Origin of the sequence: Ornithinibacillus xuwenensis (assembly GCF_039614845.1) — a bacterium.
Classification (GTDB): Bacteria; Bacillota; Bacilli; order Bacillales; family Amphibacillaceae; genus Ornithinibacillus; species Ornithinibacillus xuwenensis.
In genome coordinates this window covers 94406-118838 of sequence record NZ_JBDIML010000005.1, presented here as the reverse complement: position 1 = coordinate 118838, position 24433 = coordinate 94406, and the positions used below count along the sequence as shown (strand labels likewise).

Here is a 24433-nt window from a genome sequence, read left to right as displayed (position 1 = left end):
GATTACCATAAGAAAAATGGAATTAACGCTAATGTAGCAATTGCGCCAAGTGCGATACCAGCTCCAAATCCGCGATATCCATATCCATAGCCAAGCCCGTAACCAAAACCACCTAGGTTTCTATTCGGCCCTAATGGCTGTAAATATACTCGATTGTTACTCACATTGCGGATAATACCTCTATGCATTCTTCCATCATGTGTTCTAATTTGGACAGCTTTGCCTTTATGTCGGCAGCATAAATCGTAATAGTGACCAACTGACATTTGTTCACCCCCATCATGCATGATAAAGCCATATGACATCATATGCGTAGGTACAAAAGATATAAAGGACAGATATATCAGGGTGTTCGTTTATATTTCATGTTATGTATGGAAAACATCGGAACTTACTGGTCTTAAGGTTAGATTTATAGGTAAAAATAGATGAACACCCATAACAGAATTAGTTCATTCACATATGTTATTATCAAATGATTTTTGGAGGTGTGTGGCATGAGTGAAGGAGCAGGTTACGGCGGAGGTTTCGCTTTAATTGTTGTGTTGTTTATTCTATTAATTATTGTAGGAGCAGCATGGTTATAAGCTTTTAATAGTATCATTTTAAATAACTATAGGGATTGCTGAGGTCAACTTTCTTAGCGATCCTTTCGTTTTTATTTTCTGTTCAGGGTGCTTCATCGAAAGATAATGCATAAAAATGAATGAACATGAAAAAAGACGAATATAAGATTGACAAAGATGAGACAAAAAGCATACTATAGGTTTATTACATAGTAAGAGGTGTATGTCATGTTGGCCGAGGAACGAAGGCAACAAATACTTGAAATGATACAACAGGAAGGTCGCGTAATTGCAAAGGATTTATCGGAACAATTTAATATCTCTATTGATTCCGTACGAAGAGATTTAACGATTATGGAAAAGCAAGGATTACTGCAAAAGACTTATGGTGGCGCAATGTTGCTTAGTCCACTAAGAAAAGTTAGAACCCTTCCACTTCCTGAAGCAAGTAGATACGGTGAACCTGAATCGCATCAAGATTCCATTTCAAAATTAGCTTCTAGTTTTATTAAAGAACATGACACCATTTTTATAGGGGGAGCAGGCATTCAGTTTGGAATGCTTAAATATTTGCCTACTGATTTCTCATTTACACTTGTGACAAATTCGATGAAGATTGCCGATTCCGTGCGAAAGCAAGCGAATATTACCACCTATTTAATTGGTGGAAAACTAAGAACCGATTCAGCGGGTAGCATGATTGATACTCTTGCACTTGAAATGCTAAGTCAATTTACATTAGACTTTGGCTTTATTACAGGTGGGGGGATTACTGAAAATGGAATTTGTACAGCAACCCCTGAAGGAGCAGCGTTTTCTCGAAAGGTAGCTGAGATATCAGGAAAAAGTGTATGTTTAGCACCTCATGAAAAGCTCGGACAGAAAATGTTTATCACTTCTGTTCCATTGGAGCAAATTGACATCATCATTACAGATCAAGCAGCATCTGAAAAAATAGTAAATGAAATAGAAAAAAGAAACGTAGACATCATTTTTGCTGATGCATAATTACGAATTAGGGGTGAAAAAATGGAAGCTATTCGTGTGGATTTTTCCCAGCAAATCAATGGTACTATACAAGTTCCAGGTTCGAAAAATAGTGCCCTTGCATTGTTAGCAGCAGCTTGTCTTACAGATGAGGCTGTAACATTAACAGGTATACCAAATATCGCTGATTTTCGTGTTATCTGTAAAATGGGTGAAGATATTGGTCTAAAGATTAATCGTGATATATCAGGAATTGTTTATGTTAACCCTGAAGATATTCATTCAACTGAATTTGACCCGATTAAGTCATCGTCATTCCGTACGGCTTACTACTTTGTCGGAGCACTAATTGCAAAGTATGGTAAAGTGACGGTTGGTTATCCTGGTGGAGACGATTTTGTAAGTCGCCCAATTGATCAGCATATAAAGGCACTGGAAATGTTAGGGGCATCCTTTTCATTTTACGAAAATTATTATACGGTGGAAGCAAACGAATTAAAGGGAGCAACCATCTATTTTGATAAGATTACATCTGGTGGCACAATAAACGCGATGTTAGCAGCAGTAAGAGCAAAGGGTATGACTGTTTTGCTTAATGCAGCAAGAGACCCTGAAGTAATTGATACAGCTATTTTACTTAATAAAATGGGTGCGAAAGTAACTGGCGCAGGAACAGATACAATACGAATTTCAGGTGTTGAACGATTAAATGGCTGTACACACCAGGTAATTCCCGATCGATTAATCGCAGGTGCATTTCTAATTGCAGCTGGAGTGACTGGAGGCAAGGTTACCGTAACTGATGTCATTCCAGAGCATCTTAAATCCTGTATAGCAAAAATGAGGGAAGTTGGCATTCAAATCGACATAAGTGATAGCAGTGTTACAGCATCATCTAATGGACCCTTAAAGGCATCAAGAATTAGAACGGGCATGTATCCAGCTTTCCCAACCGATTTACAGCAACCAATGACCACATTATTTACACAAGCACAAGGTAAGAGTATCGTCAGCGAGAAAGTGTACCCCAATCGTTTTAACCATGTAGGGCAATTACGAAAAATGGGGGCAGATATTAAAGTACGTTCTGGTGTGGCCTTTATAAAAGGCGCAACAGAGTTAAAGGGAGCAGTCGTTAGTGCATCCGATATTCGTGCTGGAATATCCTTGATACTAGCAGGCATGGTTGCAAAGGGACAAACCTATATAACTGGTGTGGAACATATTGAACGAGGATATGAGGATGTTGTCGCCGCTTTTCAATCACTTGGCGTTACCATCGATAAAGTGGATTTATCGAAGGAAAGACATGACTTGCTATTGGAAGAAATCCAATAACGATACATGATAAATAAAGCGCTATTCTATTTCTTTAATAGAATAGCGCTTTTACTTATGTTCACTTCTATGTGAAACTTATTTATCGTATTTACGTATGGATAGTTAGGAGACAAAGGGGGAGTAGTATGTTACATGAATTAAATGAACAACTCATACAAGTTAAAGGTGATATTCGCAGGAAAAAGAAGCTAAACAGGCAATTGGAAGATTATCAAAACGAAAAAGCTGAACTATTAATAGTGATCGATAAATTAAGAAAACAATTAAAGGAGGAAAAAGCTGATGTGGAAAAATTGGAAGGAATCAGTATCCATAACTTTTTTTCCACGATTACAGGTACGAAATACGAAAAACTAGATAAAGAAAATCAAGAGGTAATAACGGTTCAATTACAGCTAGAAGAAGCTAATAAAACACTTGATGATATTCATACATCGATTCAAGAAGTGAAAAATAAAATAAGTGCTGTCATAAACAGTGAGGTAGAATACCAAGGGCTAATAGAGAAAAAGGAGTTAAGGATTAAACAAGGAGATTCCAATTTGGCTGATGAATTAATAAAACTAACTGACGAAGAAGGAAATATGCAGGCATACGTAAATGAGCTACGGGAAGCAATGTCTGCTGGGGAGCAAGCACTTGATGCCCTTGACAAGGCAATAGATTCCTTAGAAGGTGCTAGAAACTGGGGAACATTGGACATGTTTGGAGGCGGAATGCTATCGGGGGCCATGAAGCATAGTAAGTTGGATAAGGCATCCGACCATATTCATATTGCGCAAAGTAAAATGAGAGCTTTTCAAAAGGAACTATTAGATATCGATCAAATGATACATATTGATATTGATGTATCAGACCTGTTAAAGTTTGCTGACTTCTTTTTTGATGGCATCATTACGGATTGGATGGTACAAGGTAGAATTGAAGATTCCTTAGATCAAGCCGACCTGCAGCACTACAAAGTAGAGAAAATCGTATCAAATTTAAGCAGCGTGCTCGCTGATAGTGAAATAAAGCTATCCGACATAAGAAAAGCAAGACAAAAATTAATTGAACAGTATTAATAGATATAAAAAAGCCAGACACCATCAGTAATATGAGTGGTGTTTGGCTTTTTTTGTAGGCTTATTTTAATGTTCGTAATGCCTCTGCAACTTTATGGGCGAAGTGAAGGGGAGGCTCGACAGACTGGAAGTGAAGATATAGGATAGTGGGTTTTGTAAATAACCAATGATTATGGAGTGCTGATAGGATAATTCCATTTTTCACAAGTATTGAAGTGAAAAGGGGTATTTCTTTTTCAAGGATAACGGTTTCTCCTAAGTTAAGTGCATTACCTTGTGTATCAATAGTTTCAAACATCAGTTCTGTATGAAGCTCAGCTTTACTTGGACGACCCTGAATTGTTACATGGAGGTCTCGATGTAATTCAACTGAACAGACGCCATTATTGATTTTAGCTTCTCCCCCCAAAATTTGTGCATATTGCTGACATACTTGATGAATAGTAAACATCTTCTCATCCTCTAGTTTTTGATATTATACTGTATGTGTCGCGTAGTAAGTTGGTGAAATGCCTACATATCTTGTTCTAAAATCTAGTTTAAACAGTACAACAAATTTTGTTCTAGTTGGTGTAACTTTTTTATTTCATCATTTATCTGCTAAAATATAGATAGAAGTAATAAATCTACGATGGAGGTAAAGACGGATGAAAGAAATTACTGTAACAGAATTAGCCACCAAACTCAAGAATGGCGACAAAATAAATATTATTGATGTACGTGAGGATGAAGAAGTAGCAATGGGGAAAATCCCTGGTGCACGTCACATTCCACTAGGAGAAATTGCGGATCGATTGGATGATTTTGATAAAACACAACATTATTATATGGTTTGTCGTTCAGGCGGAAGAAGCGGAAGAGCATGTGAGTTCCTTACTGAGAATGGATTCGATGTTACCAATATGGTTGGTGGAATGCTTGCTTGGGAAGATGATGTTGAAGTAGAGGAATAAGCGTTTAGATTTTGGGGGGATAGGAGAAATAATGGAATTAAATCACTGGATTATTGTGATGTTAATCGTCCTGTTAATTGTGACACGTTTCCTGCCAGTAAAGGGAATTACGAATATAACAATTCAAGAAGTGAAAGAAAAATTAAGCAAAAATAACATACAATTCATAGATGTTCGTACTCCGGGTGAATATAGGAGAAATCATCAAGTACCTTTTCAAAATATTCCGCTATATGAATTGACTAGCAGGACAAATGAATTGAATAAATCACTAGAAATAGTTGTTATCTGCCAAAGTGGGATTCGAAGCTCTAAAGCATCCAGAGTTCTTAAAAAACGAGGGTTCAACCAAATATCGAATGTAAAAGGTGGTATGAGCGCCTGGAATAAATCGGAACCAAAGAAAATGACAGCAGAATGAGGAATCATTCTGTTCTTTTTTAAACAAGGGTTAGTAGTTTATGGTGAACTATTTTCTGAATGTTTAACAGAAAATTAGAATGATGTAAGTGGGAGAGGAGAAATTAAAATGAGTACATATCCAAACGTGAATGAAACAAAAGAATTAATTAAACAACTAGTATCTATTCCTAGTCCAACAGGGTTCACAGCAAATGTTATACAGTTTGCAGAGGAGTTTTTAAGTAACTTGGCTATTGAAACGAGAAGAAATCGTAAAGGAGGACTAATTGCGACTTTACCCGGTACAAATAACCATGAACATCGCATGTTGACTGCGCATGTGGATACTTTAGGAGCAATGGTTAAAGAAGTAAAGCCTAATGGTCGTCTTCGCTTAGATTTAATCGGTGGGTTTCGATATAATTCTATTGAGGGTGAATATTGTGAGATTCATACATCCAGTGGCAAGGTATATACTGGTACCATACTAATGCATCAAACTTCTGTCCATGTCTATAAAGATGCAGGGAAGGCAGAAAGAAACCAAGATAATATGGAAGTGCGAATTGATGCAGAAGTTAACAATGCAGAAGCAGTTCGTGAGCTAGGAATTGAAGTAGGAGATTTTGTTTCCTTTGATCCCCGCGTGCAAATTACCGATAATGGTTATATCAAATCACGTCATCTTGATGATAAAGCTAGTGTTGCTATATTATTGCAATTAATGAAGCGTTTAAAGAAGGAAAATGTAACCTTACCATATACCACGCATTTTCTAATATCCAATAATGAAGAAATCGGCTATGGTGGTAACTCCAATATAACGCCTGAAACAGTTGAATATTTGGCTGTTGATATGGGTGCAATGGGGGATGGACAATCTACTGATGAATATACCGTCTCTATTTGTGTGAAGGATTCAACTGGACCATATCATTATGGTTTACGAAAAAGGTTAGTTGATTTAGCAGAAAAGAATCAAATTGGTTATAAGTTGGACATTTATCCATTCTATGGATCTGATGCATCTGCAGCAATAAAGTCAGGACATGATATCGTACATGGATTGATAGGGCCAGGTATTGATTCTTCTCATGCATTTGAAAGAACACATGAAAAGTCGTTAATCAATACAGAAAAGCTAGTTTATCACTATGTATTATCCGAGATGATAACCGTCTAAAATAAATAGTTAAGAACATAAAAGCAATGAAGTAGAACAAAGAATAATGGTTCCGACTTGATTGCTTTTTTTGTTAGCCACATTGCAAATGGCGTGTATATGATTACATTATTATCAACTAATTCATGTTAAAAGAAGGAAAACTAGAAGATTAATCGAAATAGAATAGTTGCAATGATAAACGACTTATTTAGGCAGGAGAAGTCGGGCGTCAAATGTTGTCTTCGATTAGATTAATTACTGAAGGGGATAGAACGTATGGATTGGCTTAAGAGAATGAATCTTGTTTTGGAATACATTGAGCAGAATTTGGATGGAGATATAGATTATAAAAAAATGGCACAGGTTGCAAGTAGTTCAGAGTACCATTTTTCGAGAATGTTTGCTTCTATTTCAGGCATAGCGCTCTCAGAGTATATTAGACGAAGGCGTTTAACACTTGCAGCATTTGACATACAAAAAAGTGATCTTCGAATACTTGATATCGCTTTAAAATATGGGTATGATTCTGTCGATTCATTTTCCCGTGCTTTTAAAAGGACTCATGGCATAACGCCATCCACCGCTCGTAAAAAAGGGGTTCAACTGAAAGCCTATCCAACAATTTCCTTCCAATTATCAATAAAAGGAGACACGGAAATGGATTATAGAATTGAAAAACTAGACTATGATATGAGGATTATTGGCAAAAGCAAGTCAGTAAAAACAAGTAGAGCATTTAAAACGATACCGAACCTGTGGAACACCGCGAAGAAAGATGGCTTTATGCAAGAATTAATTGACCTTTCTTGGGAAAATCCCAAGTGTACACTTGAGAGTCTCTTAGGGATTTGTGGAAAAGAAGCCGCAATCATGGATGACGAATTTGTATATTTTATGGGTGTTCGCTACGATGGAGAGCCTCCTAATGATATGGAAACACTTCTTATTCCACCAAGTACTTGGGCAGTCTTTCCTAATATTGTAGAAGCTTGGAAAAGATTGTATTCGGAGTGGGTACCAACATCAGGGTATGAATTAGCTAATTTACCGTGCATTGAATGCTATTATGGACCAAAGCACAACCCAAGACATGAGCTTTGGGTACCTGTTTTACCTAAATAAAATAATATTAAAAAAATATAGTAATGGTGCTGATTTAAAATAAATAGCGTTAATTAAAGTTGGCTTATCGCTATTTTTCTTAAGCTTATTATCTAAACATAAATTCTAAACAATTTTTTACATTTCTTGTCATTAGTGTGGAAAGATAAACGGTATGGAGGTGAAAATATTGTCTAATCCTTTTGAAGCCGTTTGGAATATACTTAAATTATCAATTGATAATATGAATGAACAGAAAGCACCATTACATGTGATAGAGGTTGGGGACTTGTGGAAGTATTTGACGATCGTAGAAGAATTTATTCGGTATGAAGAGATTGGATTAAATACGTCTGCTGATGATGAAGTAATTGAAATGCTAAATGATGTGATTCGAATCTGTGAATCACATGTCGAAAGGCTCAGTAACTTTATGAAAAAAGAAGGGATCCCTTTACCTGAGGTTACTTCTGCAAAACCGAAATCTAATCCCAAGGAAATTCCTTTAGGAGTAAAATTAACAGATGATGAAATTACGAATGGAGTTGCATTTAAGTTAGTAAATTGTATGCAAGCAAGCTCTAAAGGGCAAATAGATGCTATTCGTATCGACGTCGGGATGATGTGGCTACAATTTTATTCGGATTGGGTAACGTTTGGTACGACCTTAAAAACATTAATGCGAAAACGTGGCTGGCTTAAGGTTCCACCATATTACTATCCACCTGGTTCGCCAACACAATGAAAATCAAAATAGAGGTAACGAATTCTTTATATCGAATTTACCTCTATTTTTGTTTTTTGTAGAACTAATTGCTTTAATTTCAAAGTAGTCTTGCCTTATAAAACATAGAAATAGATGCAGAAAAAATGGAGAAAACTACCAACAAGTATAAAAATATGAAATATCTCATGAAAACCCATATGTTTAAATTCAAGAAATTTTGGCTTAAGCCAGTAAATTACTGCACCAACTGTATATGAAACACCGCCTAATACTAATAACCACATTCCGATAGATGATAATACATCTACTAGAGATGAACTAAAGAATATGATTATCCAGCCCATAATCACATATAAAGCAGTTGATAGCCATCGTGGTGCTTGAAACCAAATTAACTTATACAACACACCTAGTAATGCTAGTCCATTAATGACTGAAAACAGCACCCAACCAGTAATTCCTTCTAGACCAATTAAGCAAATCGGTGTGTATGTCCCTGCAATTAAGACGAAAATCATAGAATGATCAATTTTTCTCAGAAACGCAATAATACTATCGCGAGCAATTACCATATGATACGTTGCTGATGCGGAATATAATAAGATTAAACTGATGCCAAAAATAATTACAGCTGCAATCGCTAGGGAAGATCCAGCCTCCATTGCTGCTTTTATCACTAAAGCTAATAAGCCAACAAATGATAATAAAGCGCCAAATAAATGTGTCAATCCGTTAATTGGTTCACGAATATATGTATTCATGTAACTAACACCTCTTCATATAGTTTTAATAACTACATATAATCATACATGTACATCTTGATATAGTCAAGGTTTACTTTTGATGTGGTATTAACGTATAATTAGTAAAAAACAAAGAGGTTTTAGGATGGAAAAATTGCTAGATATAGTTGATGATTTACATTTAGATAACCATTTATTAATTGAAGAAATGCCAGACCTGGATTTATATATGGATCAAATAATCCAAATTTTTGAAAGTAAGTTAGAAAAGTCAAAGCGGAATGAAGAAGATAAAGTTTTGACAAAAACCATGATAAATAACTATGCAAAAGGGAAATTATTCTTTCCAATACAAAATAAAAAATACTCTAAAAATCATTTAATCCTTATTAGCTTAATCTACCAGTTAAAAGGTGCTCTTTCGATTAATGATATAAAGGCAACATTAGATAAACTAAATGAGAAAATAATAGAAGAAGAGTTAGATGTCGAAAATATTTATCAAAGTTATATAAAGTTATCCAATCGTAATGTGGAGAGGTTTTACCAAGATATCGAGAAGAGTGCAGATGAAGTGAAAGCAGAAGTTTCCAAACAGGAAGATGATGACTCATCTTATCTTGAACAATTATTGCTCATTGCTTCGGTTGTGAATATGAGCAACTTTTACCGAAGATTAGCGGAAAAATTAGTTGACTCCTTAGACGATGAGGACGAATCTTAAAACGATTTTAGAAGCATATTTTTGACGAGTTGGAGAGTGATCGACGTGAAGCTTAGCATTTTAGATCAAGCACCAATTGAGTTAGGTGGTTCGCCACAGGAAGCTCTTGGAGAAACAATAAAGTTAGCGGCATTAGGAGAAAGACTAGGTTACCATCGATACTGGATTGCTGAGCATCATGACCTCAACGGATTAGCTTGTCCTGCTCCGGAGGTCATGCTGGGAACTATTGGTGCTCATACAAAATCAATTAGAATTGGCTCTGGTGCAGTTTTATTACCTCATTACAAGCCATTTAAAATAGCTGAAACATTTAATCTTTTGGCAACACTATACCCCGACCGAATTGATTTAGGAATTGGAAGATCCCCAGGTGGGTCTGCTGAAGCGTCAATCGCTTTATCGGGCAATTTTTTAGAAAATGTTAAGAAAATGCCTGAATTACTAGAAGAACTACTTCATTTCCTAAATAGCGATTTTGAATCGAGTCATATGTACGCTAATATTAAGCCAACTCCGATACCTGCTATTTCACCAGATATATGGTTACTTGGAACAAGTGAAAAGAGTGCAATATTAGCAGCTGAGAAGGGGATGCCATATGCATTTGGTCATTTTATGAGTGATCAGGATCCAGAACCGATTATTCAAGCATATAAACAATGGTTTAAAGAAAAATATCCAATGAAGCGATATAGAATTATTGTTGCTGTCCAGGTAATTTGTGCAGATAGCATGCAAGAAGCAGAATTAATTGCTCGAAAGAATTATTTAACAACTATTGATAGTATGGAAGATAAACATCACCTCGATCCAGTCCCTAAAATTAGGGCATTTTCACCAGAAGAATCAGCAGAATTTTTAACCAGAAAGAAGAAAATGATTATCGGTGATCCAAGTCATGTCAAAGAAAGGTTAGTTGACCTACAACATAGCTTGGGGGTTGATGAATTTATGGTATTAACGAATACAACTACCTATAAAGAAAGAAATAGATCATTTAAATTAATCGCTAATGCTATTCTTGAGAAGTAGACTATGAAAATTTTCTTGTGATTAGACAAAAAACAACAAAATTAGACAAATTTAGAGGAAATTATTGTAAAAACCCATGGAATAATCTATTATTTACTTAATAGATTTAATAAATGGGGGTTATAATAATGCGTTACAGACGCGATGAAGCATTTCGTTTTGAATTTGGAGAACCTCTACCAATCGTATTTACAATTGAAGAAATGAACGGAAGCCATGTGGAAACATCAGATGGAAAGGCCAGTTTGTTAGATATTAGTCTAAGGGGTATGAAAATCTGTACTTCTCTTTCCATACCAATTGATAGACAATCAAATGTTAAGGTGTCTATTCAGTTTCAATTAAATCATAACAATTACACGATACAAGGTATTATTGTTTGGAAAAAGCAACGATTTACAGAATATTTCTATGGAATTCAGTTTACAACAAGTTCCGAAACGCAGGATGCGTTACTAGATGATTTAAAGATAATTGGTAAAAGAATGGCTTAACGCTTGAATAGGAATTACACGGGGTGTAATTCTTTTTTTTTATGGAAATAAAAATAGACCTTATCTACTGATTTATGATATGTTACATACGCATAAATTCACTAATAAACGATTATATATAGATGGACAAACTTCATTTAACAGTATTTTGGAGGTTAGAGCATGCAGGGTTGGATTATTGATATTATGGAACAATTTGGGTACACGGGTATATTCGTTATGATGGCTCTTGAAAATATATTCCCACCAATACCTTCGGAAATAGTGCTCCCTTTTGCGGGATTTTTGACAACAACATCAGATCTTACTGTAATAGGTGTATTAGCTACCTCTACAAGTGGATCTGCTCTTGGGGCAATTATTCTTTATGGTATTGGTGCATTAATTGACATTGATCGTATCGAAAGGATTGTATCTAGATGGGGTCATATCATACGAGTTAATAAAGAAGATATTCGAAAAGCAGATCGATGGTTTGATAAATATGGGTATTGGACTGTATTATTCTGTCGAATGGTGCCATTAGTACGAAGCCTAATATCCATTCCTGCTGGCATGTCAAAAATGAATTTTACGTTGTTTTTATTCTTTACTTTAATCGGAACAGTGATATGGAATGTCATTCTAATCCTATTAGGTGTTCTCTTAGGGGAGAACTGGGAAGAAATAGTTGGTTACATGGATGTGTACGCTACTGTAACATATGGGTTAATTGGTTTCGCTATTGTTTTCTTTATCGTGTTATTTATAAAGAAAAGACTTAAAAAATAGTAAGGAGTTCATCCTATGGAGATTATGGAAATTATTAAAGCGATTATTCTAGGATTAGTGGAAGGGTTAACAGAGTTTGCTCCAGTATCTTCAACTGGTCATATGATTATAGTTGATGATATGTGGTTAAAATCAGCGGATTTTTTAGGGAGATATCCCGCAAATACATTTAAGATTGTCATCCAGCTTGGATCTATTTTTGCAGTAGTAGTTGTTTTTTGGCGTCGTTTTGTAGATTTATTGGGACTAAATCAGTTTATACGAGGCAAAGTAAATAATACGATACAACGCCTGAAATTAAGCCAAGTAATCGTTGGTCTTATTCCTGCAGGGATATTTGGATTACTTCTTGAAGACTTTATCGATGAGCATCTATTTTCAACAGAAACAGTATTAATTGGGCTATTACTTGGGGCGGTATTGATGATTATCGCTGATAAATATGCTTCTTCAGTACCGAATACAACAACTGTTGATCAAATTACGTACAGACAAGCATTAAGTGTAGGGGTAATTCAATGTTTTTCACTTTGGCCAGGCTTTTCTCGATCTGGAGCCACAATCTCTGGTGGTGTGTTAATGGGAATGAGTCATAGGGCTGCTGCTGATTTCACGTTTATTATGGCGGTACCAATTATGGCTGGAGCTAGTGGGATTTCACTAATCAAAAACTGGCAATATTTTTCTGTAGATGCACTACCGTTCTTTATAGCTGGGTTTATTAGTGCCTTTATATTTGCACTTGTTTCCATTAAGTTCTTCTTGAAATTAATTGATCGGGTTAAGTTACTACCATTTGCGGTATATCGAATCGTACTTGTTGTTATTATTTATTTCTTATTCTTCTAAAAGGTAAAAAGATCATGCTTGTTCTGTTTACACAGCATGATCTTCTTTTAGGTAGAAGCGTTTAATTAGTGAGTAGATAGACAATAGTTCGTACATGATGATTAACTCTGGAGGAAAATTAGTAGGATGTACGTGATTGTTCTTGGTGATTTGTTCATTATCCTCCCAAAAAATTTCAGCAAGTTTATTCATCTGATTTTCATGTTGCTCCTCGTCAAAGTTATCCTCTTGATTCAAGCAATTATTTAATAGATAAATTGATTCTAAAAGATGATTCTTTTCCTCGCTAGTCCAACTTATCGTATGAAGTGGTGTATCAAGTAAGTTTTCAAGATGATAATGAATCAATCGAAGTGTGTGTAATTGATTTTGTGCTGCTAGAAATGTTTGCTTTTTTAGTCCAACTAAAGGATGGTATTTTGATTCATCTGTTTGAAAGCGGACTAGAGTTTCAGCTTTTTGGAGGCTCTTGTCTAAATCACTTATTAAGTCAGCACTTCTTACAAGCTTCATTTCTTCATTCTGTAAAATTTCAGTAAAAACAGCTGTAATGGATACTCCAACCTTTCTTCTTATTTTCATAATTCCTAATTCAATATCCTTTGTATAGTTAGGCGGTAGCATGAACATGTTCACTACAGTTGAAACAAATAAACCAATTGAGGTCGTTGCAAGTCTAATGAAAAAGTTAAGAAAATAATTATCGTGAACGACGTCTACCATCGCAACGGAAGTAATCGTAGCAACTAAAAGCCCAGCATGTAGTCGAAGCTTTGAGCAGGTTATGATAGTCAATGTTCCTGCTAGTGTATAGGTTAGAGGTGAACTTCCAAATAGTAGAATAAATAGGACTGCATATCCCGAGCCAATCGCAGATGCAGGAAAACGTATAATCCCTTTCTTTATCGACTCAGACACAGTGGGCTCAACAGTAACAATAGCTGTTATTACTGCAAAAACTGGTGACCAATTTAACTGTTCGCAGATGAATGCGGTTAATAATATGGCAACTGCAGTTTTAATGACCCGACTACCCGCAAAATGATATTTTCTCATTGTAAAACCCTTCCTTCAATATTCCATTATAGCGTATTGTATGATGTAAAATTATCACTTGCAAAATATTTATTAAAAGAGTATCAATTCAGGTAATATCACATAATCTGTATCATAACAATAATGATAATTGATAAACTGTTGTATAAAAGGAGGGGCAGAATTGAAAAGCGAAGCAGAGCGATGTCCAGAATGTGGAACTTTAGTTCAGAATCTTGGATTTACACTGGAATGCGATTATTGTTTGTCAAAAAAGGAAGAGTAAATTTTTTTGGTTTCATTGTTATATAACAATATTTTATTTGTGGCTTATGTTTTATAACAAAGAGGGGGAATTAAATGATTATCGGAAATGCGCAGTTACATTCCTACTATGTCTCACAGCAAGAAGAGATTTTGACAGAGGGGGCACTTCGATTTTTAGAACAGCTCCATAAACGGTTTAATCAGAGAAGAATGAAATTACTAGGCGAGAGAATAAAGCTTCAGGAGAAATTAAATGCTGGCGGAACATTGTGCTTTCTTGAAGATACAGTGAACATTCGCAAGGGGACTTGGACAATTACTCCTTTACCAGAGGATTTAATGGATCGAAGGGTGGAGATTACTGGTCCTGTGGATCGAAAAGTGGTTATTAATGCATTAAATTCTGGTGCTAATGTCTTTATGGCGGATTTTGAAGACGCTACTTCTCCTACTTGGGAGAACATTGTAAGTGGTCAGATTAATATAAGAGATGCCATCCGAAATAAAATTGATTTTATATCCGAAAATGGTAAGTACTATAAGCTACATGAAAAAACTGCAGTTTTAGTTGTTAGGCCTAGAGGATGGCATCTTAACGAGGAAAACATAACGATAGACGGCGAACCAATGTCTGCCAGCTTAGTAGACTTCGGTCTTTATTTTTTCCATAATGCTAAACGTTTAATGGAAAATGGTACGGGACCATATTTCTATCTACCTAAGCTGGAAAATCACTTGGAGGCAAGGCTGTGGAATGATGTGTTTATCTTTTCGCAGCAAACATTAGCAATCCCTTTAGGTACGATAAAAGCCACTGTCTTAATTGAAACAATTTGTGCTGCATTTGAAATGGAAGAAATCTTATTTGAGCTCAAGGAGCATTCAGCAGGGTTAAATTGTGGACGATGGGATTATATCTTTAGCTATATTAAGAGATTTCAAAAGCATCCAGCGATTATTCTACCAGATCGCTCTACTGTAACGATGGAAACGCCATTCATGCGTGCCTATTCGTTATTAGCAATTAAAACCTGTCACAAGCGTAATGCACCTGCGATTGGGGGGATGGCAGCACAAATTCCAGTAAAAGGCGATGAAAACAAAAATCGTATAGCTTATGAAAAAGTTCGAGCAGATAAGGAAAGAGAAGTACGGGATGGACACGATGGTACATGGGTAGCTCATCCAGGTATGGTGCAGTTAGTAAAGGATGTATTTGATAAAGAAATGCCATCATCAAATCAGATTAATAGAAAGCTAGAACACATCGAGATAACGAGCATGGATTTATTAGAAAATCCGACTGGTATCATTACGTTAGATGGGGTTCGAACGAATATTAGTGTCGGAATAGAATATATTGCTGCTTGGCTACAAGGACGAGGTGCAGTGCCTATTAACCATTTGATGGAGGATGCTGCAACTGCAGAAATTTCACGCGCTCAAATATGGCAATGGATTCGACACCCTCAAGGGAAATTGGAAGATGGTAGCGATATTAATTTACCTTTCGTTAAGCGAATTATTGGAGAAGAAATGGAACGATTACATGAAAATACAGAAATAGATATAAATCTATACGAAAATTATCAAAAATCAGCTGACATATTTTTGCGGTTAGTAACAAGTGATGAATTTATCGAGTTTCTTACAATTCCTGCATATCAAGAATTAATAAAAGATGGGAGAGGGTAAGTGTGGGGAGGACACGTGCACTAGAATTAATAAAGAATTGGAAGGAGAACGATAGGTGGGAAGGAGTTGAAAGACCATATTCTGCTGAAGATGTTATACGATTACGTGGATCAGTAGATATCGATTATACGCTTGCAAGAAGGGGGGCAGAAAAGCTTTGGCATATACTCCAAAAAGAACCATATGTGAAGGCTCTAGGTGCGTTAACAGGAAATCAAGCAGTACAACAAGTAAAAGCAGGACTGAAGGCAATATACTTGAGTGGTTGGCAAGTAGCCGCGGATGCAAATGCAGCTGGGCATATGTATCCTGATCAGAGTCTTTATCCTGTCAATAGCGTCCCAAATGTTGTCAAACGTATAAATCAGGCATTACAGCGTGCTGATCAAATTCATTATGCAGAAGGAAAAGTAGATGTTGATTGGTTTGTCCCTATAGTTGCAGATGCAGAAGCTGGATTTGGAGGACAATTGAATGCTTTTGAATTGATGAAAGCAATGATTGAGTCTGGAGCATCAGCTGTACATTTTGAAGATCAGCTATCTTCTGAAAAGAAGTGTGGACATTTGGGTGGAAAGGTATTGTTACCAACCCAAACCGCTGTTCGAAATCTTATTGCAGCTAGGTTTGCAGCAGACGTGATGGGGACATCCACTATCATTATTGCAAGAACTGATGCAAACGCAGCAGATTTGATTACTAGTGATGTTGATCCCATGGACTCAGGTTTTATTACTGGGGAAAGGACGCCAGAGGGATTTTTTAGAACGAATGCAGGTATTCAACAAGCGATTGCTAGAGGCTTATCCTATGCACCATATGCAGATTTAATTTGGTGTGAAACATCTGAACCAAATTTAGAGGAAGCTAAGCATTTCGCAGATGCAATTCATGCAAAATATCCTGGGAAATTATTAGCATATAATTGTTCTCCGTCCTTTAATTGGCAGCAAAAGTTAACGGAGCTAGAGATTGCAATCTTTCAAGATGAGCTTGCCAAAATGGGATATAAGTTTCAATTTGTAACCTTAGCAGGATTTCATGCACTAAATTATAGTATGTTTGAACTGGCTAGGAAATATCAACGATTTGGTATGACAGCTTATTCAGAGCTACAACAAAATGAATTTTCCAGTGAGATATTTGGTTATACAGCAACGAAGCATCAATGGGAAGTAGGGACTGGATATTTTGATGAAGTAGCACAAGTCATTTCTGGCGGTTCTTCTTCAACTGTAGCCTTACGAGGGTCAACAGAAGAGGAACAGTTTTCCAACTAAATTCTATTAAGCTAGCACAATGTTAATACTATTATCAGCATTGAGCTAGCTTTTTCCTCGCAAAAAATATCCTACTATTGTTACATATTAGTACTAAGTAATAAGTTTTGAAATGTTTTTGTAACACAACAATAATACTCATGAAACTTAATCATGCTATACTTCTAATTACCTAAATAATAGAGTTAATAGAAATATATAGATGAGATTAGTAGATATGTTTGGAAAGCGGGGAAGTAAAAGTGAGGAAGTCTATCGTAACAATTGCTACAGTCGTTGTAGTAGGTTTATCAAGTAATTTAATAGTTGATTCTGTTTATGCTGAGACAACAAGCGAGCTGCAGAACAAGCAATCACAAGTACAAAGTGAGCGTTCAGATATTCAAGCAAAATTATCTGATGCAGAAGCAGAGGTTGCCGATGTTTTACTAGAGTTAGAAGAGTTAAATGAGGAAATTAAAGAAGTTGAAGCAGCATTAAAGTCAAATCAAGATATGATTGATGATACAAATGAACAAATTACCACAACTGAAGCTGAAATCGATGAACTAGAAGTTGAAATCGACAAGCGTGAAGAAATTTTAAGTGACAGAATGGTTACATACCAAAAAAATGGTGGGAATATTGGTTTCTTAGATGTAATCTTCGGTTCAAAAAGTTTCACTGATTTTATTAGTCGTGTAACAGCCATTAATAAAATCACATCTTCTGATGCTGAATTAGTAGAACAGCTTGAAACGGATAAAGCGGAAGTGGCAGATAAACTTGCTGAGCTTTCGAACTTAAAAACAGAGCTTCAAGGAATGCAAGAAACAATCCTAGTTCAAAAAGAAGAAAATGAAGCAAAGAAGACAGAATTAAGTGAAAAAGAGAACTCGCTTCAAGCAAAAATTGATGATTTACAAATCGAAGAGAGTGCTTTGGCTGCTATTGAATCTGAAGTTAACCGTCAGTTAGCAGCAAAACGTACAACATCAAATCCAGTTGCTTCTGCAGGAAGTAATGGTAGCTCATCTTCTGGCGGTGATTTAACAACGTTAAGTAAGAGTGAAAGTAACGCACCAACTGTAAGTAGTGATGTTATTCAAACTGCTATTAATGCTGGCTATCCACACTTAGGTACTCCATATGTTTGGGCAGGTAAGGGACCTGGTGGTTTTGATTGCTCTGGTTTTGTATCTTGGGCATATGGACAAGCTGGTGTTTACCTTCCATCTAGTACTGCAGCAATGCAATACTCTGGAACGAAAGTATCTTACAGCAACATCCAACCAGGAGATATCGTATTCTTTGATACGTATAAAACGAATGGTCATGTTGGAATTTACATTGGAAATGGTAATTTCATTGGGGCACAAAATACAACAGGCTTAGCCGTTGCAAATATGACTTCAGGTTATTGGGCAAATCATTTTAGTGGTCACGTAAGAAGAGTAGTAAATTAATTAGAAGATAAAAACGAATAGACTATCCAAACTTTCTAATGCTCCCGAAAAGATAGCAAATGTTATCTTTTCGGGAGCATCATTTGTAGAAGGGGATAGTCTTTTTTGCTATACTGTATTTATGCGTAAATAGTTAAATAATTTGGACTAATACACAGAAGGGACTGCTACATATGACAGATATTACGGAAGCGAGAAGAGCGGATTATGATATTGATTTGATTTATTTAAAACGCTGGTCTCCAAGATCTTTTTTAGACAAGGTGATACCAGATGATATATTGTATAGCTTATTTGAAGCGGCTAGATGGGCTCCTTCAGCAGCAAATGTACAACCATGGCGATTTATTGTGGCCAAAAAAGAAGAGGATCGGAAACGATTTTTAGCTTTTATCAATGAAGGAAATACAACTTGGTGCTCGAATGCGCCTGTATTCGTAGCAGTTGTTTCGAAAGTAGCTGAAGAGCGGTTTGGAGGTAAAAACCCTTCACATGCATTTGATGTAGGAGCAGCATGGGGATTTTTTGCCTTAGAGGCAACTAGAAAAGGTTTAATTACTCATGCAATGGGTGGATTTAATAAAAATCTTGCCAGAGAAGCTTTGAACGTACCAAATGATTATGAAATTCATGCAATCATTGCTGTAGGTTATCAAGGAAGTAAAGATAGTTTAAATGAAGCGAATCAAAATAGAGAGAAGCCTTCTGGTAGAAGACCGGTTGAAGATTTTACGTTTGAAGGTGTATTTCTTGGGGAATAAGAAGAGCGGGTACCGATTATCGGTACCCGCTCTTTTAAACTATTCTTTCTTCAAAATGGCAGTATAAGACATTGCTTTAATTAATGACACTTCCTCATAGTATTGCCAGTTGGCATAATCCAATGCTCCTCCTGGATATATTTCTGTTAGTACAAGACCAGTACCATTAAGTAATAATCGTAAGTCTTCAGGTGAGTAACAACGAAGCGATTGTGTATAGATCTCGCTTGGCTCCTTTAGATCGTACCATGTATCAAGCATTCTGCAGCTATTTGCATCAAAGCCGTATTTTCGCTTAAAGTTGGAAAATGACATTTCCTGCCCATTAGTAGATAACCAGTACCAGGGTGTGTAAATATCAATTATTGCACAGCCACTGGGTTGTAGCCAATCATGTATTTTTCGAAGTAATTCACGTTGGTCCTGATCCCCACCAATTCCGAATCCATCTAAATAGCAAACCACATCAAAAGATTGAGAAATAGGGACGTGATAAAAATCATCTGTAATAACCTGTAGTCTTCCATCAATCGATAGTTGACTTGCCATTTCCCTTATATGCTTTGCTGCTGAACTAATAATTTCAATAGCGGTCACATGATAGCCATTTTTTGCAGCTGTAATTGCAAACTCACCCATACCAGCACCTAACTCAAGAATAGATGAAAAGTCCTTATTGACCATGCTTTCCATTTTTTTCAGCAATTTCACATGGTTTTCAGAAATTTGTATATTCCCATCATGGTGTATCAGTTTATATTGTTTTTCATAAAACGATTGAACCCATTTCAATTATCTCCACTCCTTAAGGACATATCATTGATATAAGGTAGTGTCGATTTTATTAATTATAAAGTAACATAACATGGCTAGCCTCCAGTATTTACTATTCTTTTAATAGTATCACAAAATAGCACCTTGTATGCTACCGATATATTTTCACTAAACGAGGTGAATAATAAGAAGCTATCGATAAAAAATAATGTTGGTAAGCAAAGCAATTTTAGAAGGAAAGGACTATATAGACATTATGAATAAACATTCCTATAAAAACCCTATATTCTTTATTTCTGCTTTTGTTATCCTTATTCTTGTAATTTATGGTGCATTTTTCCCTGGAAAATTTGGGCAAATAGCAGAAATGCTTTTTAATTTTACAACGGTTAGTTTTGGTTGGTTATACCTATTGGCGGTCTTTGTCTTTGTTTTGTTTTTAATAGGAATTTCTATGAGTAAGTATGGGAAGGTACGACTTGGTCCACAGAATTCTAGACCGGAATATTCATTTTTCACTTGGATAGGAATGCTGTTTTCAGCAGGATTTGGAGCTGGCCTAGTATTTTGGGGTGTAGCAGAGCCAATGTCTCATTTCTTTACTACGCCATTTACGGAATTAGAACCAAAAACAGAAGAGGCCGCCAGGATTGCGATGGGTTATTCTTTTTTTCACTGGGGTGTTAGTCAATGGTCTGTTTTTGCTGTTGTCGGCTTAATAATTGCTTATAATCAATTCCGCAAAGAGAAGAATGGATTAATATCTACAGCAATAAAACCAGTTATTGGCAAAAGCAAATTTGTAGGGGGGACAATTGATTCCCTTGCGGTTATTGCTACCGTCATGGGAGTGGCTACCTCTTTAGGTCTTGGTATACTTCAAATGAATGGTGGATTAAAAAGTACATTTGGATTACCTAATTCGATTATAATACAGTTGATAATAGCAATTGTCATGCTGGTACTATATTTGTTATCCTCTAGTACGGGCTTAAATAAAGGGATTAAATGGCTAAGTAATATTAACCTAGGACTATGCTTAGTGTTGTTGTTATTTGTCTTTTTTAGTGGTCCGACAATTTTTATTTTGAATTCATTCGTGCTCGGATTAGGGGACTATCTCACCAATTTTATTGAATACAGCTTACGGTTGACGCCATATCAAGGGGGGAGCTGGGTACGTGATTGGACTATTTTCTACTGGGCGTGGGCAATTGCATGGTCTCCTTTTGTAGGTGCATTTGTTGCAAGAGTATCACGTGGTAGAACAATTCGAGAATTTGTTTTTGGTGTCTTAATTGTGCCTCCAGCAATTGCCTGCTTGTGGATTGCTTCCTTTGGAGGAACTGCATTATATCACGATCTAAATAGTGGAACAGGTATAGCTGATGCTGTACATGAAGATGTCGCAGTAGCATTATTCGAAACATTTAACGCTTTGCCTTTAACGGATGTACTTTCCATTTTGTCGATTTTATTGATATTTACATTTTTAGTGACCTCAGCAGATTCTGCAACGTATATTTTAAGTAGTATGACTTCTAAAGGGAGCTTAAACCCAGTGTTGTTTGTGAAAGTAATCTGGGGTGTATTAATAACGGCAATTGCGGTTGTACTCCTCCTAGCAGGTGGTTTAGATGCATTACAAACAGCATCGCTTATTTCTGCTTTACCTTTTACGATAATATTAATCCTTATTGTAATTGCCTTTTTAAGACTGTTAAAGAATAGCCAAACGTTGAAGAAGGAAAAAGGTGAGAAATAGGAGCACGCTACTCAGTAGCTGCTCCTTTTTGTTGGATTAAAGTATCCGGTGATGAGAAAGGTCGTTATACCGACCATAGACACTAAGACAGTTGAATATAGAATGTTTGTTTGTGGAATGACGATGGAACCAGTCAAAATGACCAAGCTATCAAAAATCAGAATGATTACTCCCACATTAATAGAAGAAAGTCTAGCAAGAATTAAAGCTAATAAATCGGACCCACCTGTACTAATATTATTCGTTAGTAAGATGCTGACACCAATTCCAATTAATAGTCCACCAATTAGTGAACTCATGAATATTGGTGTAGAGGAATAATGGGCGATGGGACGCAGAAGATCAATAAAAAAAGAGGTAACCAACAAGCCATGTATACCATTGTAAAAATAGCTTTTATAATAAAAATAAGCAATCACATACAATGGCAAACTTAGTATAATAATGGTTAATCCAGGAATAAAGCCAAAAGCATATTTACCAATCAACCCTATCCCAATAATTCCACCGTCAAGTAAATGATGTGGAATCACAAAAAAATTTATTCCAATAGCAATGAATATACTACCAGTTACAATGGCAATTGCCTTCTGAATCATACACAGTAACCACCTTGTCCAAAATCGTACATCCTATTGTATGAAAGGATGTAGATAATCATGAAAATAACTACAATTAATATAAAAATATTTTTGTAGACTGAATGTTTTAGATAGAATATAATTATGCTAGGGAGGTAGGTGATTCTGATGGGAAGGTAAACCTAATAAAAGATTTATTCTGTTTTGTAGATGTTTCGATGCCCCATGCGTTGAATCATCTACAAAATGGTCGGATTTATAACATATATTCTAGTTGAAAAATCAGGAGGTGAAGTCCTTGTATCTCATGATACAAGGATACTAATTGGATATAGTTAACTTACTTTGGGTTGTTGCATTGATAATGCTGACGGCATTCTTTGTAGCAACCGAATTTGCCATTGTAAAGGTCCGTTCTTCTCGAATAGACCAATTGATTGAAGAGAATAACAGTAAGGCAGTGAGTTTGAAGAAGATAACGGATAGTATGGATTCCTATATCAATGTTTGTCAGATTGGAATAACCATGACAGCATTAGGTCTAGGTTGGTTAGGAAAAAGCTCAGTGGAAACAGCGTTTCTTCCGATATTTGATAAAATGGAGCTTAGTCAATCAACTGGCGATTTCTTTTCCTTTGTTATTGCCTTTCTAATCATTATGTTCTTAAGAGTTGTATTCGGGGAGTTGGTACCAAAGGCAATTGCTACGCAAAAAGCGGAAGCAATGGCCTTGAATTTAGCGAAGCCTTTGCTAGTTCTTCGTGTGATATTGTATCCACTAACGTTCCTATTAAATGGAACTGCAAAATTATTGGTTCGCTTATTTGGCTTTAAGCCAATGCATGAAATTGAAAATGCTCATTCAGAAGAAGAACTTCGTCTGATACTTTCTGAAAGCTATAAAAATGGTGAAATAAACAAAGCAGAAATGATGTATGTGAATAATATCTTTGATTTTGATGAGCGTGTCGCAAGAGAGATTATGGTACCACGTACAGAAATGGTTTGCTTTTTTAAAGAAGATAGCTATGAAACGAATATTAATTTGATTCGTGAAGGGCAATACACCCGATATCCTGTTGCCGATGGCGATAAAGATCATATTTTGGGTCTTGTGAATATTAAAGAGCTTTTCACGGGTCATATTTCTAGTGAAAAGGAATCGATTGAACCACATATCCGACCTATTCTGCATGTATCGGAGTCCACTCCTATCAAACAGGTATTATTACGAATGCAGAAGGAACGTATTCATATGGCAATCGTAGTTGATGAGTATGGGGGAACTGCCGGTCTTATCACAGTTGAGGATATTTTAGAGGAAATCGTCGGTGAGATACGAGATGAATTTGATGCTCATGAAACTCCAATGATTGAAGAATTGGAAAATGGAGCAATAATGGTTGATGGAAAATTACTGTTATATGAGCTAAATGAATATCTAGGTACTGAGCTTGACGAAGAAGAAGTTGATACAATTGCTGGATGGATTATTAATAATAATGTGGAAGCCAAAAAAGGTACAACAGTTGAACATGATGGTTACCAGTTTGTTGTCGAAGAAAATGATGGCTACCAGATTAAGAAAGTAAAAATAGTAAGAGCCTAAACAGGCTAAAGGTTTGGCTAAAAAGCTAAAAAGCTAAAAATCTAGAAAGCAACATAATAGGTTAAACATAGGGCTAGAAGCGCTAACCCAAAAAAGGGTAAATCTAAAAATAGATTTACCCTTTTTTGTTTGTTCATCTAAATAATAGCATGATAACATTTAAAAATAAAAATGTTGCAATTGAAACAGGATGACGGACTATTTACGGAAGATAGGTGGAATAATGTGTTTCGTTTAATTATTAATAATGGTTTCATGTCATGGAGGATGAAGTTAGACCTTGTGCACGAATTAGAACC

General features: G+C 36.0%; 26 protein-coding genes. 20 read left to right on the top strand and 6 right to left on the bottom strand.

The features are described 5' to 3' along the window. Positions 1 to 2: 2 nt before the first annotated feature. A complete protein-coding gene (locus ABC228_RS14700; RefSeq protein ID WP_345825916.1) occupies positions 3 to 266 on the bottom strand; it encodes a hypothetical protein in 264 nt (87 codons plus the stop codon). A gap of 231 nt (positions 267 to 497) precedes the next feature. Between ABC228_RS14700 and ABC228_RS14695 the strand changes: the two genes are divergently transcribed. The 4 genes from ABC228_RS14695 (at position 498) to ABC228_RS14680 (ending at position 3958) form a co-directional block, all read left to right on the top strand. Next, positions 498 to 587, top strand: coding sequence for a YjcZ family sporulation protein (locus ABC228_RS14695; protein ID WP_345825915.1), 90 nt, complete (start codon positions 498 to 500; stop codon positions 585 to 587). A gap of 207 nt (positions 588 to 794) precedes the next feature. Further along, a complete protein-coding gene (locus ABC228_RS14690; protein WP_345825914.1) occupies positions 795 to 1574 on the top strand; it encodes a DeoR/GlpR family DNA-binding transcription regulator in 780 nt (259 codons plus the stop codon). A 21-nt stretch (positions 1575 to 1595) separates the two neighbouring features. Further along, entirely contained in the window at positions 1596 to 2891 is a 1296-nt protein-coding gene (gene murA, locus ABC228_RS14685) for a UDP-N-acetylglucosamine 1-carboxyvinyltransferase (protein ID WP_345825913.1), read from the top strand. Between the two features lie 128 nt (positions 2892 to 3019). Continuing rightward, positions 3020 to 3958, top strand: a complete 939-nt coding sequence (locus ABC228_RS14680; RefSeq protein ID WP_345825912.1) for a hypothetical protein — start codon at positions 3020 to 3022, stop codon at positions 3956 to 3958. Positions 3959 to 4019: 61 nt separating this feature from the next. On the opposite strand, the gene ABC228_RS14675 is transcribed toward ABC228_RS14680, so the two are convergent. After that, positions 4020 to 4409 carry a DUF1259 domain-containing protein gene (locus ABC228_RS14675; RefSeq protein ID WP_345825911.1) on the bottom strand — a complete coding sequence of 130 codons (390 nt, stop codon included), beginning with the start codon at positions 4407 to 4409 and terminating at the stop codon, positions 4020 to 4022. Positions 4410 to 4605: 196 nt separating this feature from the next. Here ABC228_RS14675 and ABC228_RS14670 point away from each other — a divergent pair, with 196 nt between their 5' ends. From ABC228_RS14670 to ABC228_RS14650, 5 genes are all read left to right on the top strand, one after another. After that, positions 4606 to 4911, top strand: a complete 306-nt coding sequence (locus ABC228_RS14670; protein ID WP_345825910.1) for a rhodanese-like domain-containing protein — start codon at positions 4606 to 4608, stop codon at positions 4909 to 4911. A 31-nt stretch (positions 4912 to 4942) separates the two neighbouring features. After that, on the top strand, positions 4943 to 5332 hold the full coding sequence (locus tag ABC228_RS14665) for a rhodanese-like domain-containing protein (RefSeq protein WP_345825909.1): 390 nt from the start codon (positions 4943 to 4945) through the stop codon (positions 5330 to 5332). Between the two features lie 108 nt (positions 5333 to 5440). Beyond that, positions 5441 to 6496, top strand: a complete 1056-nt coding sequence (locus ABC228_RS14660; RefSeq protein ID WP_345825908.1) for a M42 family metallopeptidase — start codon at positions 5441 to 5443, stop codon at positions 6494 to 6496. 258 nt (positions 6497 to 6754) lie between these two features. Beyond that, positions 6755 to 7600, top strand: coding sequence for an AraC family transcriptional regulator (locus ABC228_RS14655; protein ID WP_345825907.1), 846 nt, complete (start codon positions 6755 to 6757; stop codon positions 7598 to 7600). Between the two features lie 169 nt (positions 7601 to 7769). Continuing rightward, the gene (locus ABC228_RS14650) at positions 7770 to 8324 is read left to right on the top strand and encodes a DUF3231 family protein (RefSeq protein ID WP_345825906.1); all 555 of its coding nucleotides are present in this window, start codon (positions 7770 to 7772) and stop codon (positions 8322 to 8324) included. 95 nt (positions 8325 to 8419) lie between these two features. Here the strand turns inward: ABC228_RS14650 and trhA are convergent, their stop codons facing one another. Then, positions 8420 to 9067, bottom strand: a complete 648-nt coding sequence (gene trhA / locus ABC228_RS14645) for a PAQR family membrane homeostasis protein TrhA (protein ID WP_345825905.1) — start codon at positions 9065 to 9067, stop codon at positions 8420 to 8422. A gap of 127 nt (positions 9068 to 9194) precedes the next feature. On the opposite strand from trhA, the gene ABC228_RS14640 reads away from it, so the two are divergent. From ABC228_RS14640 to ABC228_RS14620, 5 genes are all read left to right on the top strand, one after another. After that, complete coding sequence (locus ABC228_RS14640; RefSeq protein ID WP_345825904.1) at positions 9195 to 9773, top strand: DUF1836 domain-containing protein; 579 nt, start codon at positions 9195 to 9197, stop codon at positions 9771 to 9773. 45 nt (positions 9774 to 9818) lie between these two features. Then, positions 9819 to 10808, top strand: a complete 990-nt coding sequence (locus tag ABC228_RS14635; RefSeq protein WP_345825903.1) for an LLM class flavin-dependent oxidoreductase — start codon at positions 9819 to 9821, stop codon at positions 10806 to 10808. Between the two features lie 128 nt (positions 10809 to 10936). Beyond that, positions 10937 to 11302, top strand: coding sequence for a PilZ domain-containing protein (locus ABC228_RS14630; RefSeq protein ID WP_345825902.1), 366 nt, complete (start codon positions 10937 to 10939; stop codon positions 11300 to 11302). A gap of 162 nt (positions 11303 to 11464) precedes the next feature. Further along, positions 11465 to 12073, top strand: coding sequence for a DedA family protein (locus ABC228_RS14625; protein WP_345825901.1), 609 nt, complete (start codon positions 11465 to 11467; stop codon positions 12071 to 12073). Positions 12074 to 12088: 15 nt separating this feature from the next. After that, a complete protein-coding gene (locus tag ABC228_RS14620; RefSeq protein WP_345825900.1) occupies positions 12089 to 12922 on the top strand; it encodes an undecaprenyl-diphosphate phosphatase in 834 nt (277 codons plus the stop codon). A gap of 27 nt (positions 12923 to 12949) precedes the next feature. On the opposite strand, the gene ABC228_RS14615 is transcribed toward ABC228_RS14620, so the two are convergent. Further along, the gene (locus ABC228_RS14615) at positions 12950 to 13978 is read right to left on the bottom strand and encodes an aromatic acid exporter family protein (RefSeq protein WP_345825899.1); all 1029 of its coding nucleotides are present in this window, start codon (positions 13976 to 13978) and stop codon (positions 12950 to 12952) included. A 339-nt stretch (positions 13979 to 14317) separates the two neighbouring features. Here ABC228_RS14615 and aceB point away from each other — a divergent pair, with 339 nt between their 5' ends. From aceB to ABC228_RS14595, 4 genes are all read left to right on the top strand, one after another. Then, a complete protein-coding gene (gene aceB, locus ABC228_RS14610) occupies positions 14318 to 15919 on the top strand; it encodes a malate synthase A (protein ID WP_345825898.1) in 1602 nt (533 codons plus the stop codon). 2 nt (positions 15920 to 15921) lie between these two features. Next, positions 15922 to 17199 carry an isocitrate lyase gene (gene aceA / locus ABC228_RS14605; protein WP_345825897.1) on the top strand — a complete coding sequence of 426 codons (1278 nt, stop codon included), beginning with the start codon at positions 15922 to 15924 and terminating at the stop codon, positions 17197 to 17199. A gap of 242 nt (positions 17200 to 17441) precedes the next feature. Next, positions 17442 to 18644 carry a C40 family peptidase gene (locus ABC228_RS14600; RefSeq protein ID WP_345825896.1) on the top strand — a complete coding sequence of 401 codons (1203 nt, stop codon included), beginning with the start codon at positions 17442 to 17444 and terminating at the stop codon, positions 18642 to 18644. 173 nt (positions 18645 to 18817) lie between these two features. Further along, the gene (locus tag ABC228_RS14595) at positions 18818 to 19405 is read left to right on the top strand and encodes a nitroreductase family protein (RefSeq protein WP_345825895.1); all 588 of its coding nucleotides are present in this window, start codon (positions 18818 to 18820) and stop codon (positions 19403 to 19405) included. A 39-nt stretch (positions 19406 to 19444) separates the two neighbouring features. Here the strand turns inward: ABC228_RS14595 and ABC228_RS14590 are convergent, their stop codons facing one another. Then, the gene (locus tag ABC228_RS14590) at positions 19445 to 20197 is read right to left on the bottom strand and encodes an SAM-dependent methyltransferase (protein ID WP_345825894.1); all 753 of its coding nucleotides are present in this window, start codon (positions 20195 to 20197) and stop codon (positions 19445 to 19447) included. A 238-nt stretch (positions 20198 to 20435) separates the two neighbouring features. Here ABC228_RS14590 and ABC228_RS14585 point away from each other — a divergent pair, with 238 nt between their 5' ends. Continuing rightward, positions 20436 to 21944, top strand: a complete 1509-nt coding sequence (locus tag ABC228_RS14585) for a BCCT family transporter (RefSeq protein WP_345825893.1) — start codon at positions 20436 to 20438, stop codon at positions 21942 to 21944. An 11-nt stretch (positions 21945 to 21955) separates the two neighbouring features. Here ABC228_RS14585 and ABC228_RS14580 read toward each other — a convergent pair whose 3' ends face one another. Continuing rightward, on the bottom strand, positions 21956 to 22543 hold the full coding sequence (locus ABC228_RS14580) for a YitT family protein (RefSeq protein ID WP_345825892.1): 588 nt from the start codon (positions 22541 to 22543) through the stop codon (positions 21956 to 21958). Positions 22544 to 22850: 307 nt separating this feature from the next. Between ABC228_RS14580 and ABC228_RS14575 the strand changes: the two genes are divergently transcribed. Further along, positions 22851 to 24134, top strand: coding sequence for a hemolysin family protein (locus tag ABC228_RS14575; RefSeq protein WP_345825891.1), 1284 nt, complete (start codon positions 22851 to 22853; stop codon positions 24132 to 24134). The last annotated feature ends 299 nt before the right edge of the window (positions 24135 to 24433 follow it).

Coding starts and splice junctions, on each gene's coding strand:
- ABC228_RS14630 (WP_345825902.1), top strand. CDS start 10,937: ATGCGTTACAGACGCGATGAAGCATTTCGTTTTGAATTTGGAGAACCT.
- ABC228_RS14695 (WP_345825915.1), top strand. CDS start 498: ATGAGTGAAGGAGCAGGTTACGGCGGAGGTTTCGCTTTAATTGTTGTG.
- ABC228_RS14625 (WP_345825901.1), top strand. CDS start 11,465: ATGCAGGGTTGGATTATTGATATTATGGAACAATTTGGGTACACGGGT.
- ABC228_RS14620 (WP_345825900.1), top strand. CDS start 12,089: ATGGAGATTATGGAAATTATTAAAGCGATTATTCTAGGATTAGTGGAA.
- ABC228_RS14580 (WP_345825892.1), bottom strand. CDS start 22,543: ATGATTCAGAAGGCAATTGCCATTGTAACTGGTAGTATATTCATTGCT.
- ABC228_RS14655 (WP_345825907.1), top strand. CDS start 6,755: ATGGATTGGCTTAAGAGAATGAATCTTGTTTTGGAATACATTGAGCAG.
- ABC228_RS14615 (WP_345825899.1), bottom strand. CDS start 13,978: ATGAGAAAATATCATTTTGCGGGTAGTCGGGTCATTAAAACTGCAGTT.
- ABC228_RS14585 (WP_345825893.1), top strand. CDS start 20,436: ATGAATAAACATTCCTATAAAAACCCTATATTCTTTATTTCTGCTTTT.
- ABC228_RS14670 (WP_345825910.1), top strand. CDS start 4,606: ATGAAAGAAATTACTGTAACAGAATTAGCCACCAAACTCAAGAATGGC.
- ABC228_RS14675 (WP_345825911.1), bottom strand. CDS start 4,409: ATGTTTACTATTCATCAAGTATGTCAGCAATATGCACAAATTTTGGGG.
- ABC228_RS14640 (WP_345825904.1), top strand. CDS start 9,195: ATGGAAAAATTGCTAGATATAGTTGATGATTTACATTTAGATAACCAT.
- ABC228_RS14690 (WP_345825914.1), top strand. CDS start 795: ATGTTGGCCGAGGAACGAAGGCAACAAATACTTGAAATGATACAACAG.
- ABC228_RS14595 (WP_345825895.1), top strand. CDS start 18,818: ATGACAGATATTACGGAAGCGAGAAGAGCGGATTATGATATTGATTTG.
- ABC228_RS14700 (WP_345825916.1), bottom strand. CDS start 266: ATGTCAGTTGGTCACTATTACGATTTATGCTGCCGACATAAAGGCAAA.
- ABC228_RS14680 (WP_345825912.1), top strand. CDS start 3,020: ATGTTACATGAATTAAATGAACAACTCATACAAGTTAAAGGTGATATT.
- trhA (WP_345825905.1), bottom strand. CDS start 9,067: ATGAATACATATATTCGTGAACCAATTAACGGATTGACACATTTATTT.
- ABC228_RS14665 (WP_345825909.1), top strand. CDS start 4,943: ATGGAATTAAATCACTGGATTATTGTGATGTTAATCGTCCTGTTAATT.
- ABC228_RS14660 (WP_345825908.1), top strand. CDS start 5,441: ATGAGTACATATCCAAACGTGAATGAAACAAAAGAATTAATTAAACAA.
- aceB (WP_345825898.1), top strand. CDS start 14,318: ATGATTATCGGAAATGCGCAGTTACATTCCTACTATGTCTCACAGCAA.
- murA (WP_345825913.1), top strand. CDS start 1,596: ATGGAAGCTATTCGTGTGGATTTTTCCCAGCAAATCAATGGTACTATA.